This is a genomic window from Streptomyces sp. DSM 116795, assembly GCF_055792905.1.
Window position 1 is genome coordinate 5554468 of record NZ_CM147707.1, and the last position, 14513, is coordinate 5568980.

Annotated in this window: 15 protein-coding genes and 1 riboswitch; of the genes, 9 read left to right on the forward strand and 6 right to left on the reverse strand. The window is 71.5% G+C overall.

Annotated features, from left to right (window positions below; genetic code table 11):
- Positions 1-5: 5 nt before the first annotated feature.
- The 3 genes from ACSMXX_RS23945 to ACSMXX_RS23955 form a co-directional block, all read right to left on the reverse strand.
- Positions 6-836 (reverse strand): SCO2322 family protein, encoded by an 831-nt coding sequence (locus tag ACSMXX_RS23945; RefSeq protein WP_473180754.1) that lies wholly within the window; start codon positions 834-836, stop codon positions 6-8.
- A complete protein-coding gene (locus ACSMXX_RS23950; protein ID WP_473180755.1) occupies positions 833-2179 on the reverse strand; it encodes a prenyltransferase/squalene oxidase repeat-containing protein in 1347 nt (448 codons plus the stop codon). Before ACSMXX_RS23950 ends, ACSMXX_RS23945 begins: the two co-directional genes overlap by 4 nt.
- 188 nt (positions 2180-2367) lie before the next feature.
- Positions 2368-2464, reverse strand: a riboswitch (cobalamin riboswitch).
- 30 nt (positions 2465-2494) lie between these two features.
- Entirely contained in the window at positions 2495-3283 is a 789-nt protein-coding gene (locus ACSMXX_RS23955) for a class I SAM-dependent methyltransferase (protein WP_473180756.1), read from the reverse strand.
- 289 nt (positions 3284-3572) lie between these two features.
- Between ACSMXX_RS23955 and ACSMXX_RS23960 the strand changes: the two genes are divergently transcribed.
- The 3 genes from ACSMXX_RS23960 (at position 3573) to ACSMXX_RS23970 (ending at position 5628) form a co-directional block, all read left to right on the forward strand.
- Entirely contained in the window at positions 3573-4445 is an 873-nt protein-coding gene (locus ACSMXX_RS23960) for a helix-turn-helix domain-containing protein (RefSeq protein WP_473180757.1), read from the forward strand.
- Positions 4442-4687 carry a DUF397 domain-containing protein gene (locus ACSMXX_RS23965; protein ID WP_473180758.1) on the forward strand — a complete coding sequence of 82 codons (246 nt, stop codon included), beginning with the start codon at positions 4442-4444 and terminating at the stop codon, positions 4685-4687. Before ACSMXX_RS23960 ends, ACSMXX_RS23965 begins: the two co-directional genes overlap by 4 nt.
- Positions 4688-4836: 149 nt before the next feature.
- Positions 4837-5628 (forward strand): HEAT repeat domain-containing protein, encoded by a 792-nt coding sequence (locus ACSMXX_RS23970; protein ID WP_473180759.1) that lies wholly within the window; start codon positions 4837-4839, stop codon positions 5626-5628.
- A 70-nt stretch (positions 5629-5698) separates the two neighbouring features.
- On the opposite strand, the gene ACSMXX_RS23975 is transcribed toward ACSMXX_RS23970, so the two are convergent.
- On the reverse strand, positions 5699-6403 hold the full coding sequence (locus tag ACSMXX_RS23975; protein WP_473180760.1) for a GntR family transcriptional regulator: 705 nt from the start codon (positions 6401-6403) through the stop codon (positions 5699-5701).
- Positions 6404-6509: 106 nt separating this feature from the next.
- On the opposite strand from ACSMXX_RS23975, the gene ACSMXX_RS23980 reads away from it, so the two are divergent.
- Genes ACSMXX_RS23980 through ACSMXX_RS23990 form a run of 3 tightly spaced genes read left to right on the forward strand, consistent with a single transcriptional unit; the run spans position 6510 to position 8910 of the window.
- Complete coding sequence (locus ACSMXX_RS23980) at positions 6510-7262, forward strand: LamB/YcsF family protein (RefSeq protein ID WP_473180761.1); 753 nt, start codon at positions 6510-6512, stop codon at positions 7260-7262.
- The gene (locus tag ACSMXX_RS23985; RefSeq protein WP_473180762.1) at positions 7259-7987 is read left to right on the forward strand and encodes a 5-oxoprolinase subunit B family protein; all 729 of its coding nucleotides are present in this window, start codon (positions 7259-7261) and stop codon (positions 7985-7987) included. The genes ACSMXX_RS23980 and ACSMXX_RS23985 overlap by 4 nt, the downstream gene beginning before the upstream one ends.
- On the forward strand, positions 7984-8910 hold the full coding sequence (locus ACSMXX_RS23990) for a 5-oxoprolinase subunit C family protein (protein WP_473180763.1): 927 nt from the start codon (positions 7984-7986) through the stop codon (positions 8908-8910). The genes ACSMXX_RS23985 and ACSMXX_RS23990 overlap by 4 nt, the downstream gene beginning before the upstream one ends.
- Positions 8911-9110: 200 nt before the next feature.
- On the opposite strand, the gene ACSMXX_RS23995 is transcribed toward ACSMXX_RS23990, so the two are convergent.
- Positions 9111-9950: an endonuclease/exonuclease/phosphatase family protein gene (locus tag ACSMXX_RS23995; protein WP_473180764.1), complete on the reverse strand. Its 840-nt coding sequence runs from the start codon at positions 9948-9950 to the stop codon at positions 9111-9113.
- 430 nt (positions 9951-10380) lie between these two features.
- Between ACSMXX_RS23995 and ACSMXX_RS24000 the strand changes: the two genes are divergently transcribed.
- The 3 genes from ACSMXX_RS24000 to ACSMXX_RS24010 all read left to right on the forward strand — a co-directional run bounded on the left by ACSMXX_RS24000 (position 10381) and on the right by ACSMXX_RS24010 (position 13844).
- Positions 10381-11781 (forward strand): glycosyltransferase family 4 protein, encoded by a 1401-nt coding sequence (locus ACSMXX_RS24000; protein WP_473180765.1) that lies wholly within the window; start codon positions 10381-10383, stop codon positions 11779-11781.
- 138 nt (positions 11782-11919) lie between these two features.
- Positions 11920-12780: a class I SAM-dependent methyltransferase gene (locus tag ACSMXX_RS24005; RefSeq protein WP_473180766.1), complete on the forward strand. Its 861-nt coding sequence runs from the start codon at positions 11920-11922 to the stop codon at positions 12778-12780.
- Positions 12777-13844 (forward strand): prenyltransferase/squalene oxidase repeat-containing protein, encoded by a 1068-nt coding sequence (locus ACSMXX_RS24010; protein WP_473180767.1) that lies wholly within the window; start codon positions 12777-12779, stop codon positions 13842-13844. The genes ACSMXX_RS24005 and ACSMXX_RS24010 overlap by 4 nt, the downstream gene beginning before the upstream one ends.
- Positions 13845-13934: 90 nt before the next feature.
- Here ACSMXX_RS24010 and ACSMXX_RS24015 read toward each other — a convergent pair whose 3' ends face one another.
- On the reverse strand, positions 13935-14393 hold the full coding sequence (locus ACSMXX_RS24015) for a nuclear transport factor 2 family protein (protein WP_473180768.1): 459 nt from the start codon (positions 14391-14393) through the stop codon (positions 13935-13937).
- Positions 14394-14513 lie beyond the last annotated feature (120 nt).

The window sequence follows — 14513 nt, forward strand, 5'->3', positions numbered from 1 at the left end:
GCCGGTCACCGGCGGCGGCGCGAACGGCGGGCGGCGGCGAAGGCGAGCGCGGCGACGGCGGCGAGGCCCGCGGCGACGCCGGCCACCGGGCCGAGGCTGCCGCCGAGGAAGCCGCCCTGGTCCCCTTCCTCGCCGCGCCCCGTGGTCTCGGCTGCGTCCTTCGCGTCGTTCTCCTTGCCCTCCTCCTCGCGCTCTGCGACCCGTTCGGCGCAGCCGCGCTTCGGATAGCCGTCGATGGCGCACAGCACTGCCGCCGAGTCGTAGCGAAGTGGCTCGGCGACGGACGCGAGCGCGTCGGCCGCGGTGGCGTCGTCGGGGACCCGTGCGCATTCCATACGCGGCTCGGGCGGGTGTTCGCCGCGGGGCGCGTCAGAGGGAAGGCCGAAGTCGATGCGCAGCGCGATGCGTTTGCGGCCGGGCATGGGCTTCGTGACCGTGGCCTTGCAGACCGTGCTGAACTTCGTACGGTCGCGCGGTTGCGCGGCATCCTTCGAGTCCTCGCTCACCGCGAAGCGGAATCCGATGACTTCGCCGTCGCGGGGGCGCAGCACTGACGGTCCCTGCGTCGCGTACGACCACTCGCCGGGTTCGTCGAGGGGCCTCTCGCCGGGCTTCTCCTCCTGTTCCCAGAACGACCAGTAGCGGTAACCGCTGCCGGAGCCCGACTCCCCTGCGGAGGACGCCGGTTGGGCACCGGCGCCGGGTGTCGCAGCGGTCGTCGCGGCGGCCCTGGCCGAGTGCACCGGCCCGGCACAGGGCAGCAGCGCCGGGCCGGTCACGGCAGTCAGGGCCAGCCCGCTCACGGAGGCGGCGCGCCACGCCGTCCGCGCGCTCACTTCGCCTCCCGCTTCCTGCGCGCGCTGATCAGGAAGCCGACGCCCGCACCCGCCGCGAGCCCGGCGCCCAGCAGGGACCAGCGGAGCACGTCACTGTCGTCGTCCTCCTCCGTCATGCCGCCGGTGGCCTTCTTCCCGTCCGGCATACGGGCCGGCTCCGGGCCGGTGGCGACGAGACGGTCGAGCAGCTTCGTGCCCTTGAGCGTCGCCGCGTCGCCTCCCGTGGCGTGAGCGGCGAGCATCACACCTGCGACGGCGGCCGGGTCGCCCTCGGCCTTGTCCCACGAATCGAGCTTCGTGGCCAGCCAGTTGAGGGACTCGCGTGCTTCGGCGCGGTGGCCGCCCGCAGCGAGTGCGATGACGGAGTCGGCCGTGTTGGCGTAATCCGGTTCGCCTTCGGCGCCGGGTGTCACCGCGAGCAGGTGGTGGCCGTTCTTCTCGAGTACGGACGCGAGATAGGCGGCGCCCGCGCCTGCCGCCTCGGCACGGCCGAGGGGCTTGCCGTCTCCGTCGTCGCCCTTGCCGCAGGCCGGCGGCTTCGCCTCGACGGCACGGCCGGACTGCCGCTGGGTCTGCATCCCGGAACCAGTCCCGGCCAGTACGGCCGCGGCCGTGGCGTCGTCGTTGGCGGCAAGCTCGCCGTCCTTGCCGGGCTGGTACGCGAAGGCGCCGCGCTTCGCCTTTTCGGCGTCGCAGCCGAGCTGGAGCGAACTGAGCGCGTCGTAAGGGGACTTGCCGTCCTTGGACGCCTTCTCCGGCTGCCTGCCCGCGGCCGCGAGGGCGCCGATGACGACGGACACCGAGTTGGCGTCGCTGGGGCTGCCCGGGTTGTAGCCCCAGCCGCCGTCCTTGTTCTGCACGGAACGCAGCCACGCGAGGGCCTTGCGGACGGAGCCGTCCTCACCGCCGACCGCGGAGAGCGCCTGCACGGCGGCGGCCGTTGCGTTGGTGTCGCCGGGGGTCTTCTTCCCGTCGCACGCGGCGCTCGCGTCCGCGCGGTACGCGGTGAACGAGCCGTCGTCGCACTGCTGCCCCACGAGCCAGTCCACCGCCTTCCGGGCGGGGACGGCGCCGGCCGCGTCGAGGGCCAGCAGGGCCATGGACTGTCTCCACACCCCGTCGTACTTCGGGTCGGCCTTGCCGTACAGCCCGGCAGGCAGCTTCTTGTCCGTCGCGGCGGATGCCGGCTGGGCTGACGTCGACTGCGTGGACGCCGACTGGGCCGATGCCGGCGGGGCGGATATCGCGCGTGAGGAGGAGCCGGCGGCCTGCGCCGCGGGCGCGGTGACGGCGCAGAGTGCGGTTGCCGCGGCGACGGCTGTGATGCTCCGGCGCAGGAACATGTGGGGTGCCTTTCGGTGAGCGGTCCGCAGCTCTGCACGGCCGCCCCGCCTGCGCGTTCGCATGCTCGTGCGGCACGCGCGTCCGGTCAGGCGGCACACCCGGCTCAGCTCCGTAAACCTCGACGGTTGGAGGCCCTTCCGCCGCCCTGCAGCGGCGGACGCGGCCCCGCGAGCCTTGCCTCCGGCCGGGTGCTCCGGCTCACGACCCGCGTACGGGGCGGCAGTTGACCCCGTACGGGCGTCGCTCACGGTTGCGGGTCAGCGCCGGACTCTCACCGGCTTCCCTCGGTCGGAGGCGATGTACGCCCCTTCACTCTAGCGGCCGCCCTCCGGGGCCTTCCCTTCGACGAAGGCGAAGCGGTCGGGGAAGTCGAACCGGCCGTCGGGGCGTGGGTCCGCCGTCTCGGCGATCTCGGCGAGGCCGTCGGCGAGTTCGGCGTCGGAGAAGGTCGACAGCACCGACATCCAGCGGTTCTCGACGAGCTTCAGCCAGTGGTCGCGCCCCACGCTCACCGGGAACGCGGCACAGCTCGTGCGGGCTTCGAGCCCGGCGTCGCGCAGCGCCGACTCGATCTCCTCCGGCTCGGGCTGGTTGGCGGCGAAACGGTTCAACGCACGCTGGAACAGCGGGTATTCGAGTTTCGGCGGCAGCGTGACGACGAGGATCCGCCCGCCGGGCGCGAGCAGGCGCGCGAGCCCGGAGAGGGTGCCCGGGACGTCCGAGAAGTGGTGCACGGCCTCCTTGATCACGATCGCGTCGAAGGAACCCGAGGCGGCGGAGGAGTCGATCCCGTGTGCTTCGCGGGCCAGTTCCTCGGCCGTCGCACGTACGGGGAGAAGTCTCGGATCGGACGGCAGCCGGTCGAGCATCGGCTGCGAGGGGTCGACGCAGACGAGTGGGACGTCCTCGGTGGCGTACTCCAGGAGACGCCTGAGGAAGAGCCCCGTGCCCGCCCCGATGTCGGCTATCCGGTCCCCGCGCCGGAGTTCCAGCCGGGAGTTGATCTGCTCTTCCATCCAGTCGAGATAGTCGGGCCTGTGGGCCCACGTGGAGTCGTATGTCTCCGCGAGGTGCGAGTAGTGGTGTTCGAGCTCCTGATCCACTGCTGCGCGGCCACCTTTCTGCACGTCGTCATGACGGACGGGCGAGGGGGCCGGGGCGCGGCCCCCGGATCGCGGCCTGCCTACCCTCCATCTCCAGCGTCACACGGGTCCCGCACATGCGCTGAGGCCACTCGCACAACGGGTGCCTGTCCGTGTGCGATCCGTGCGGCCCGCGCCGGAGCTGGTACGCAGAGTCGGAGTACGGGTGCACAGATGGACAGGGATCGTCACTTTCCGTGAGCATGGACGCATCGGGGCGTGAGGCGAACGGGTGGAAAGGCGGCCGCACATGACGGACGGTGCAGGCGGTGCGGGCGAGAACGCGGCAGCCGTTGCAGGCCAGGGATGCGATGGCGAACCGGAAAGCTCCGACAGCCTGAAGGCGTTCGGCGCGGTCCTCAGGGCGTTCCGGAAACGGGCGAGGCTCACGCAGGAGGAGCTCGCGCCGCGCATGCGCTACTCACAGCCGACCGTCGCCTCGGTGGAACAGGGCCGCCGCTTCCCCACCCCGGAGTTCGTCGAACGGGCGGAGGAAGTCCTCGACGCCTTCGGCGCGTTGAGGGGAGCGGCGCGCCACATCTCGCGAAACCCGGGACTCGCCCGCTGGTTCCGGCAGTGGGCACGGCTCGAAGCGGGGGCCATCACCCTCAGCACGTACGAATGCCGCCTGATCCCAGGGCTGTTGCAGACCGAGGCGTATGCGCGGAGGCTGTACGCCAACCATCTTCCGCCGCTGGACGACACAGAGATCGAGGCCCAGTGGGCCGCGCGGGCGGAGCGGAAACAGCTGCTCCCCCAACGTCCCAACACGGCATACAGCTTCATCCTCGAAGAGCACCTGTTCCTGCGCCGCATGGGCGGGACGGAGATCACGCGGGAACTCATCGACCACGTACTGGACGTCGCGGAACTGCGGAACGTGGAGATCCAGCTTATGCCGCTGGTGCGGGAGAACCACTCCGGGCTGCACGGGCCGATCCGGCTGCTGGAAACACCGGAGAACCAGCGCTTCAGCTACTGCGAAGGGCAGGAGACCGGGCAGTTCGTATCCGACCCCAAGGTCGTCAGCATGCACCACATGAGGTATGCCAGGATGCGCTCACAGGCTCTTCCCCTTGAGGAATCCCTGAGCCTGCTGCGGCGGATGCGAGGAGTGCTATGAGCACCACTGAACTGGCCTGGTTCAAGAGCAGCTACAGCAGCAGTTCCGGAGACGACTGCCTCGAAGTCGCCCTGTCGTGGCACAAGTCCAGCTACAGCGGCGGTTCCGGCGACGACTGCGTGGAGATCGCCGCCTGCCCCGGCACCGTCCACGTGCGGGACTCCAAGGATCAGCAGGGCCCCCAGCTCGCCCTCTCTCCCGCCGCCTGGAGCAGCTTCGTCTCGTACGCCTCCGGGAGCTGACCCCGGCGGTGCGTCACGGTGCGCCGCAGCGGATCAACTCCGGTGGAGGCATGCGTCGGAGGCCGAGTGCGGACCGCTGCGGGGTGTGCACTCGGCGGTTCAAGGCCACGGGGGCCAGGGTCCGGCGTGAGCTTCCGGACCGGGTTGTCGTGGTGTACCGCCGAGTCGGCGAGTGGTCGTACCACTCGTCCGTCTGCGAACGCTGCTGGCAGCGGCACGAGGAATATGAGGGCGAAACACGGCGCCAGTTCGTGCGCGACAACCCTCCCGGCCCGCTGCTCGCCACGCTGTGCGACAGAAGCGCAGGCGAGGCAGCAAGGATCGCGGCGATGGCGACGCTTGTCGAACTCGGAGCCCCAGGAGCTGTCCCTGCCCTGTGTGACCAGTTGGAGGACCCGTCGGAGAGTATCCGGCACGAGGCAGCGAAGGCGCTGGGAAGGGCCAAGGACGCCCGCGCGGTGGAGCCGTTGTGTCAGCGGCTTCAGCGCAGCATGGAGGAGGAGTACACGTCGTTCTTCGACGAACCCGCTGTCTTGGCGTCCGCGCTCGCGGACATCGGCGATCCGCGGGCCGCGGAGGCGATGAGCGCGATCCTGACCGATTGGCGGGCTTACGCCACGGACACGATCGCCGTTGACATGGACGTCAGAGCGTCGGACGGCATCGCGGAATCGTTGGAGCGCCTCGGCGGACTGGACCTCGTATTCGATGCCTATGAGCGCGCGTTGCACACGCCAGACGAGTTCGCGCGCCGGGGTGCGGCGCACGACTTGATGAACATGGCCTGGCGCGCCGGCATCCCTTACGGACAGCCCGACCTTGTCCGCCTGTCGGGCCGGCATGTCGAGACCCTGCGGCAGTTGCTTGTGACCGCTAGCCGGGACCAGTCGCGGGGGGTACGGGAAATGGGTGAAAGGGGCGTCGGATACTTCGACTGCTGAGCCCTCATCACTGAGCCCTCATCCCTGACGATGATGACCAGCCGGGTAAGGCAAGGGGTCGGCGGCGCGATCAGCCGCCCTGTTCCGGATAGGCCTCGATGACCTGGCGCCGCGAGTCCTCCAGGTAGAAGCCGAGCATCCGCTCAGCGCCCGCCGCGTCCCCCTCCTCCAGGGTCGTGAGGATCTCGCGGTTCCGGGAGAGATACGGCTCGTAGAAGCGGCGCGGGTCGTCCATGACGTGGAACGCCAGCCGCAGCTCCGCCAGCACGCCGCGCATCAGGTCGTCCGTGCGCTCGCTGCCCGCGAGCCCCGCGAGTGCCTGGTGGAAGTGGATGTTGGCGGTGCCGCAGTCGTTCCACTCGTTCTTCTCCGCCGCGCTCTCGCCCGCCGCCACGGCGTCCGCGACCTGCTCCAGCGGATACGGCGGCTCCTCCAGCCCGCGTACGGCGGCGCACTCGACGAGGTTCCGGACGCGGTAGATGTCGGCGATGTCCGCGGCCGAGAGGACCCGTACGAACGCCCCCTTGTTGAGCCGGTGCACGAGGAGCCGCTCGTGCGTCAGCAGCCGGAACGCCTCACGCAGCGTGTTGCGCGATACACCCAGAGCGTTTCCGATGCGCTCCTCGGAGAGCCGGACCCCCGGCAGGAAGAATCCCTGTGCGATACGTTCACGCAAGATGCCGGCGACTCGCTCGGCCGTGCTGGTGCGGCCCAACAGGGCGCGGTCAGCGGCGAGTTCGGACAGCTCCAGGCCGGAGTCGGTATCGGCGGTCATGGTGATCTTTCCTCAGGCAGGTGGTCCGCCCCAGTGAAACCCACAAAGCTCCACGGGACAACAACCCCCTTGCCGTATTGTTCAACAATCCTCTAAGTTGGCTGCGATGATCGACCTCAACGCCGACCTGGGAGAGGGCTTCGGCCGGTGGCAACTCACCGACGACGATGCCCTGCTGACCTCCGTGACTAGCGCCAACATCGCCTGCGGCTTCCACGCCGGCGATCCCCTCACCATGCGCCGCGTCTGCGAGCGGGCGGCAGCGGAAGGGGTACGCATCGGAGCCCAGGTCTCCTACCGTGACCTGGCCGGATTCGGACGCCGCAGCATGGACGTACCGGCGGCGGAGCTCGCCGCGGAGATCGCCTATCAGATCGGCGCCCTGGAGATCTTCGCGCGCGCCGCCGGCTCCGCCGTCTCCTACGTCAAGCCGCACGGCGCGCTCTACAACCGCTGCGTGCGCGACTCCGAGCAGGCCGCCGCCGTGGTCGAGGGCATACGGATGGCTGGCACCCCCCTGCCTGTGCTGGGTCTGCCCGGCTCCGAGCTGCACAGCGCCGCCGCGGCCGTCGGGCTGCCCGTCGTCGACGAGGCCTTCGCCGACCGCGGCTACCGCCCCGACGGCACCCTCGTGCCCCGTACCGAAGCCGGTGCCGTACTCACCGATCCCGGACAGGTGCTCGCCCGCTCGGTCGCCATCGCCGAGGGCAAGGACGTCGCCGCCGTCGACGGCAGCCTGCTGCGTCTGCCTGCCCGCTCCCTCTGTCTGCACGGCGACACCCCGGACGCCGCCCGCCTGGCCCGCCGGATACGCGACGAACTGACCGGCGCCGGGATCACGGTACGGGCGTTCGCGTGAGCGGCGCGGCAGACCGCGGGACCGCGGGCGGCGAGCCCGGAGCCGGGACCGGAACCGGAGTCACGGAGCCCGGAGCCGGAACCACCGCGCTTCCCACCCCCGTCGTCCTGCCCGTCGGGCGGCACGGCCTGCTGGTCGAACTGCCCGGTGCCGAAGCCGCCGAGGCGTTCCACGCCGAAGTGCTGCGCCGCCGTGCGGCCGGTCTGCTTCCCGGGATCACGGAGATCGTGCCGGGGGCCCGCACCGTACTGCTGGACGGGCTGGCCGAACCGCGTCGCCTCGCCGCGGAAGTGGGGGAGTGGAGGATCCCGCCTCTGGAGCGCGCCAGCGAGTCCGCCGTGGAGATCCCCGTCCGCTACGACGGCCCGGACCTGACGGACGTCGCCGGGATGTGGGGCGTCACGCCGGAGGAGGTCGGGCGGCTGCACGCCGCCACCACCTTCCGGGTGGCCTTCTGCGGCTTCGCCCCCGGCTTCGGCTATCTGACGGGGCTGCCCGGGCAGTACCACGTGCCGCGCCGCTCCGATCCCCGTACGAGGGTCCCGGCGGGCTCGGTCGCCCTCGCCGGCCCGTACACCGGCGTCTATCCGCGCTCCTCGCCCGGCGGCTGGCAGCTGATCGGCACCGCCGTGCGCACCGTGCTGTGGGACGCCGGGCGGGAGCCTGCCGCTCTCTTCGCGCCCGGCACCCTGGTCCGCTTCGTTCCCGAGGACGGAACGGAATGACCGGCGAGCTCCATGTCGTACGGGCCGGGGCGCTCACCACCGTGCAGGACCTGGGACGTCCCGGGCACGCGCACCTGGGCGTGCCTCGTTCCGGAGCGCTGGACGAACCCGCGTACCGGCTCGCCAACCGGCTGCTCGGCAACCCGGAGGGCGCCGCCACCCTGGAGACCACCGTCGACGGCTGCGCGGTGCTCGCCGCGGCGGCCGCGGAAGCGGGCTCCGGCGCCCCGGGGCCCGGACGTCCCGGCGGCGCGGTGACCGAGGCCGTCGTCACGGGAGCCCCGTGCGCCGTCACAGTGAACGGAAGGCCCGCGCCCTGGGGCGTCCCGTTCCGGCTGCCGGCCGGCTCCGTGCTGGACGTCGGGCCCGCCGAACGCGGGCTGCGCAGCTACATCGGCTTCTCCGGCGGCGTCGCCGTCGAGGCGGTGCTCGGCAGCCGCTCCACCGACCTCCTCTCCGGACTCGGCCCCGCACCGCTGCGGGACGGCGCCCGGCTGCCCCTCGGCGGGACCGCGGCATCGGGCACGGCGCCCGGCGCCGTGCCCGATGCCGCGCCCTGGGCGGCCCCGCCACGCGAACTGCTCCTCCCCGTGGTCCACGGGCCCCGCGCGGACTGGTTCACCCGCGACGCGCTGCGCACCCTCGTCACCGGCGGCTACCGCGTCTCCTCCGCCAGCAACCGCATCGGGCTGCGCCTCGAAGGACCGGTGCTGGAGCGGGCACGGGACGGTGAACTCCCCAGCGAGGGCATCGCGCTGGGTGCTCTGCAGGTGCCGCCGGAGGGCCGTCCCGTCGTCTTCCTCGCCGATCACCCCGTCACCGGCGGATATCCGGTCATCGGTGTCGTGCCGCAGGAGGCCCTTGCTGCCGTGGCCCAGGCCGTGCCCGGGACGCCCGTGCGCTTCACGCCCGTCTCGGGGTAGTGACCTGCTGGCCGCCACGGCGACGCTGCAGGTACGGCTGCGGCCCCTGTCGGCTCAGCGCGGTACAGGCCGGTCTGCGGGCTGCTGACGCGGGAGCGGAGCGCCTGCTGCTCACACACTTCTGAACCTGTGCCGAGCGCCGACCACTTCTGTACCCGTGCCGAGCGCCGACGGGCCACGCGCCAGGGGCCGACGGGTACTCAGGCCCAGTCGCCCGGCGGATGGTCCGGGAGCGTCAGATCGGTCATCAGGCCGTAGTGATCGCTGACCTGCACTCCGTCCGCGGGAGCCACCAGTACCCGCTCACACGCGGTGACGCGCAGCGTGGGGCCGTGGAGGCCGCAGCGGACCATGACGTAGTCGATGCGGCGTCCGGCCTCCTCAGGCATCTGGCCACGGGGCACCAGCGGGTTCTGCGGACTGAAGGTGTGGCCCGGCTCGTCGGGGTGCATGCGCGACCAGGCGTCCTGATAGCAGACGCTGGTGCCGTCCAGCGACTGCAAGCCACGCCAGAAGCGGATGCTGGCCGCATCCGGTGACGCGTCGAAGTCACCGAGCAGCACCACATGGGGCATCGGCCGCTCAGCGAGCGCATCCTCCACGAACCGGGCGGCCGCCACCGCCTGAAGCTCCCGCTCCCGCTCGTAGCCGTAGGGCCAGGTCGGCTTGTGGTGCACCAGCAGCACGCCCCCGATCGGCTCGGGCAGCGGCAGTTCAGCGGTCACCACGCCGCACCACGGCAGGTGCGTGATGCGCTCGGTCACCTGCAAGGTGTGCTTGCCTACCTCGCCGACGGGACGGCGAGTGGCCAGCAGCGCCCCGACGTCGTCGGGAGCCCACACCGGATGCGGCATCACATGCCAGCCGTCCTCCTGGAGTGCATCGGCCTCTGCGCGGACAACCTCCTGGAGGGCGATCACGTCGGGATTCAACTCCCGGAGAACCTCGCCCAGCGCCGTCCGCCGCCGTGCGCCGTCGGCGTGGTTCGGTGCCAACGCGTTCAAGGTCAGCACCCGCAGGCGTCCGTTCGCTGCCGTCACGCCACGATTGTCACACGCTGGTTCAGCAGCGGTCAGTGAGCTGTGCCGTCGGGGCGCACCAGCTCCCGTGGGCGACCGTGCGGTTGCACCCGGCAGCTGAACACCACAGCTGGACCCGGCTGTTCAACGCGAACGGCCGAGCACCTGCGGCCGAACCCGACCCGCATTCCTACCGCCCGTTTCGCCGCGCCCGCCTGTATCCGTCGTGAATCCGGCCCGGACACCACCCCGCCCGCTCCGACGGCCGGCCCGTCGCAGGTGGGCGACGGGTGGCGCGAATCACCTGCCTCGGCTGCTCGGGATAAGTGACCGGCCGGTAAATTCTTGGTCCACAGGTTGGCGGCCCCGCCGGGCCCGTCTCCCGAACCGTCCAGGAACAGCGCCGGTGTCTCCCATCACGGTGGAAGCGCCGTGATGAAGGGGGCCGTGAGTGACCGCAGAGGCCGTACGGGACACCCTGGCGACCGGAGGCAGCGGACCCGCCGGGCCCGTCGCCCTCCCCGGCACACCCGCCCCCGCGGCGGCGTACGGCGGCGGCCACAGCGAGAGACCTCTGCGGATCGCCCTGCTGACGTACAAGGGCAACCCGTTCTGCGGCGGCCAGGGCGTCTATGTGCGGCACCTGTCGCGCGAACTGGCCCGCCTCGGCCACACCGTCGAGGTGATCGGGGCCCAGCCGTACCCCGTTCTCGACGAGGGCGTCACCCTCACCGAGCTGCCCAGCCTGGACCTTTACCGGCAGCCCGATCCGTTCCGCACCCCGGGCCGCGGCGAGTACCGGGACTGGGTGGACATGCTGGAAGTCGCGACGATGTGGACCGGCGGCTTCCCCGAGCCGCTCACCTTCTCGCTGCGCGCACGCCGTCATCTGGCCGCCCGCCGGGGCGAGTTCGACGTCGTGCACGACAACCAGACGCTCGGCTACGGGCTCCTCGGCGACCTCGGTGCGCCGCTGGTCACGACCGTCCACCACCCCATCACCGTCGACCGGCAGCTCGATCTGGACGCGGCCACGACCCGCCGTGCCCGCGCCTCGGTGCGCCGCTGGTACGGCTTCACGCGGATGCAGGGGCGGGTGGCGCGGCGGCTGCCGTCGGTGTTGACGGTCTCCGGATCGTCCAGGCAGGAGATCTCCGACCGGCTCGGAGTGCGGCAGGATCGCATCCACGTCGTGCACATCGGTGCCGACACCGGCCTCTTCTCGCCGGATTCCTCCGTTCCGGAGGTGCCCGGACGGATCGTGACGACGTCCAGCGCGGACGTACCGCTCAAAGGGCTGGTGTACCTGGTCGAGGCGCTGGCCAAGGTCCGTACGGAAATCCCGGAGGCACATCTGGTGGTCGTCGGAAAGCGGCCCGAGGAGGGCCCGGTGGCGGACGCGCTCGCCCGCTACGGGCTCGGCCCGGCGGTGGAGTTCGTCAAGGGCATCAGCGACGCCGAACTGGCCGGTCTGGTGCGCGGATCGCAGATCGCCTGCGTGCCGTCGCTGTACGAGGGGTTCTCGCTGCCCGCCGCCGAAGCCATGGCGACGGGCACGCCGCTGGTCGCCACGACCGGCGGCGCCCTCCCCGAAGTCGCGGGCAAGGACGGCGAGACGTGCCTCGCCGTGCCCGCCGGCGATGCGGGCGCCCTGGCCGCAGCACTCGGATGTCTGCTGGGAGACGCCTCCCTCCGTGCCCGCCTCGGGGCCGCCGGACGCGAACGCGTGCTGCGCAACTTCACCTGGGAGCAGGCGGCACGCGGGACCGTGGCGCACTACCGCGCGGCGATGGCAGGGCAGCCGGCCCGCGCGGCAGAACGTTCGCGGAGGGCCGCCTGCGTGCCGAACTGACCTTTGAGTGCCGGCCATTGAGGACTCACGCACCGAGCCCGAGGCCAAGTCCGGGCCCGGGCGCCCGCCGTCTCCCTCGCCGTTCCCGCCGCTCGTTCCCCCACCGTCGCCGACCACGCTGAAAGCAGAGGCAGACCCGTGCTGACCGTCGACTTCTCCCGCTTCCCGCTCGCGCCGGGCGACCGCGTGCTCGACCTGGGCTGCGGTGGCGGCCGGCACGCCTTCGAGTGCTACCGGCGCGGGGCACGCGTCGTCGCGCTGGACCGGAACGCGGAGGAGATCCGCGAAGTCGCAAGCTGGTTCGCGGCGATGGCCGAGGCGGGCGAGGCGCCGGCGGGCGCCACGGCCACCGCAATGGAGGGCGACGCGCTCGCCCTGCCCTTCCCCGACGACAGCTTCGACGTCGTGATCATCTCCGAGGTGATGGAGCACATCCACGACGACAAGGGCGTGCTCGCCGAGATGGTGCGGGTGCTGCGGCCCGGCGGCCGCATCGCGGTGACCGTGCCGCGTTACGGGCCGGAGAAGGTCTGCTGGGCGCTGAGCGACGCCTACCACGAGGTCGAGGGCGGTCACATCCGCATCTACCGGGCGGACGAACTCCTCGGCAGGATGCGCGAAGCCGGCCTCCGCCCGTACGGCACACACCACGCGCACGGGCTGCACTCGCCGTACTGGTGGCTCAAGTGCGCCTTCGGCGTGGACCGGGACGGCGACGACGCGGCCCTGCCGGTGCGCGCGTACCACCGGTTGCTGGTCTGGGACATCATGAAGAAGCCCCTGGCCACGCGCCTCGCGGAGAAGGCCCTCGACCCGCTCATCGGGAAGAGCTTCGTGGCGTACGCGACGAAACCGCACCTCCCGGAGGGGGTTTCGCCCGGGGAGGGGGAGAAGGCGGGTCGGGCAGATTCCGCGGGTCCGGGAGGTCCGGCGGGTTCGGGGCCCGCAGGTCCAGCGGGTCCGGCCGGCGCCACGGGCGCGGCACAGGGGCAGGCGTGACGAGCCCGGAGCGCACGGAACGGCTCGTACTCGACGGCGTACTGACGGCCGCGCAGGCCCGGCAGACCGTGCACGGGCTGCTGGCCGTCCAGCGTCCCGACGGCGCCATCCCCTGGTTCCGCGGCGGCCACCTCGACCCGTGGGACCACACCGAGGCCGCGATGGCGCTGGACGCCGCCGGCGAGCACGCCGCCGCAGAGGCCGCCTACCGGTGGCTCGCCGACCATCAGCTGCCCGACGGCTCGTGGTACGCCGCCTACGCCGACGGAGAGATCCAGGAACCCACCGACCGTGCACGCGAGAGCAACTTCTGCGCGTACATCGCCGTCGGCGTGTGGCATCACTACCTCGCCACGCGGGACGAGACCTTCCTGCAGCGGATGTGGCCGGCGGTCGTGGGCGCCGTCGAGTTCGTGCTGCGGCTCCAGCTGCCCGGCGGCCAGATCGGCTGGAAGCGTGAGGCCGACGGCACTCCGGCTCGGGACGCCCTGCTCACCGGCTCTTCGTCGGTGCACCAGGCGCTGCGCTGCGCGCTGGCGATGGCCGAGCACCGTGAAGAGCCGCAGCCGGACTGGGAGCTGGCGCTCGGGCAGCTCGGCCATGCTGTGCGCCGCCACCCGGAACGCTTCCTCGACAAGGGCCGCTACTCCATGGACTGGTACTACCCCGTCCTCGGCGGCGCGCTGCGCGGCGAGGAGGCCAGAACACGGATCGAGGAGGGCTGGGACCGCTTCGTCGTGCCTGGCCTGGGCGTGCGCTGCGTGCTTCCCAACCCGTGGGTGACGGGTGGTGAGAGCGCCGAACTGGCCCTGGCGCTCTGGGCGTTGGGGGAGCGGGACCGTGCCCGCCGGATCCTGGAGTGGGTGCAGCATCTGCGCGCCGAGGACGGCCTCTACTGGACCGGTTACGTCTTCGAGGACGAGGCCGTCTGGCCGGAGGAGCTCACGAGCTGGACGGCGGGCTCGCTGCTGCTGGCCGTCGCGGCGCTGGGCGGCGACGAGGCGACCGTCGCGGTCTTCGGAGGGGACGACCTCCCGCAGGGGCTGCCGCCGGACTGCTGCTGAGAGTTGGAGACGCCGCAGAACGGCTCAACCGGCAAACATGACTGCGGGCCTGCCGAAAGGGATTCCGGGCCTCCCCTGTGCCACCTTCCTTCACCCGCGAACATGTCGGCTGGTATCACCGATCAGGTCCGGCACTACCTCAAGCGTCCTCCACCACCACCGTCCATCCAAGCGTTCAAAGGTGCCGTTGAAGCGCGCATAGATGATCGGTTGCAGCGGGAAGTCCGGAAGGGCCTGCCAGATGCTGGCGCAGCTCGTGAATGAGGCGTTTCCTGCCTCTTCGTCGACGTCGATCACGACGTTCGTGAGCTGGTGCTTGGTGTGGGTTCGCCCGTCGTGAAGGATCACGTGGTCATCAAGCCAGCGGCGTACCGGCTCCGAGCCCGGCTCGCCCGCAAAAGGCCACGTCCCGTGCTCCCAGAGTCTGGCGACTCCGTCGAGATCGGCAGCGTCAATGGCCTCGCAGTACGCGCAAAGGGTGCGCCAGATTTCCTTCTCCGAACCGTATGAAGGCCGTCCGAGTGCTTGTGGGATCTGGATCGGGCTCATCCTCTTTCTCCGTCTTCCGAAGTCCGGTCTCAGTGATTCGTCGGCGAGTGTGGGCGGTCCCGACGGCGCGAACCGCCTGGACAACTCCACCAATCATCAGGCACCAAGCGGTTCCGCCTC

What these genes read in the sequence shown, in the direction of transcription:
- ACSMXX_RS23950 (WP_473180755.1), bottom strand. Translation starts at nt 2,179, where the DNA reads ATGTTCCTGCGCCGGAGCATCACAGCCGTCGCCGCGGCAACCGCACTC.
- ACSMXX_RS23960 (WP_473180757.1), top strand. Translation starts at nt 3,573, where the DNA reads ATGACGGACGGTGCAGGCGGTGCGGGCGAGAACGCGGCAGCCGTTGCA.
- ACSMXX_RS23965 (WP_473180758.1), top strand. Translation starts at nt 4,442, where the DNA reads ATGAGCACCACTGAACTGGCCTGGTTCAAGAGCAGCTACAGCAGCAGT.
- ACSMXX_RS23975 (WP_473180760.1), bottom strand. Translation starts at nt 6,403, where the DNA reads ATGACCGCCGATACCGACTCCGGCCTGGAGCTGTCCGAACTCGCCGCT.
- ACSMXX_RS23980 (WP_473180761.1), top strand. Translation starts at nt 6,510, where the DNA reads ATGATCGACCTCAACGCCGACCTGGGAGAGGGCTTCGGCCGGTGGCAA.
- ACSMXX_RS23990 (WP_473180763.1), top strand. Translation starts at nt 7,984, where the DNA reads ATGACCGGCGAGCTCCATGTCGTACGGGCCGGGGCGCTCACCACCGTG.
- ACSMXX_RS24015 (WP_473180768.1), bottom strand. Translation starts at nt 14,393, where the DNA reads ATGAGCCCGATCCAGATCCCACAAGCACTCGGACGGCCTTCATACGGT.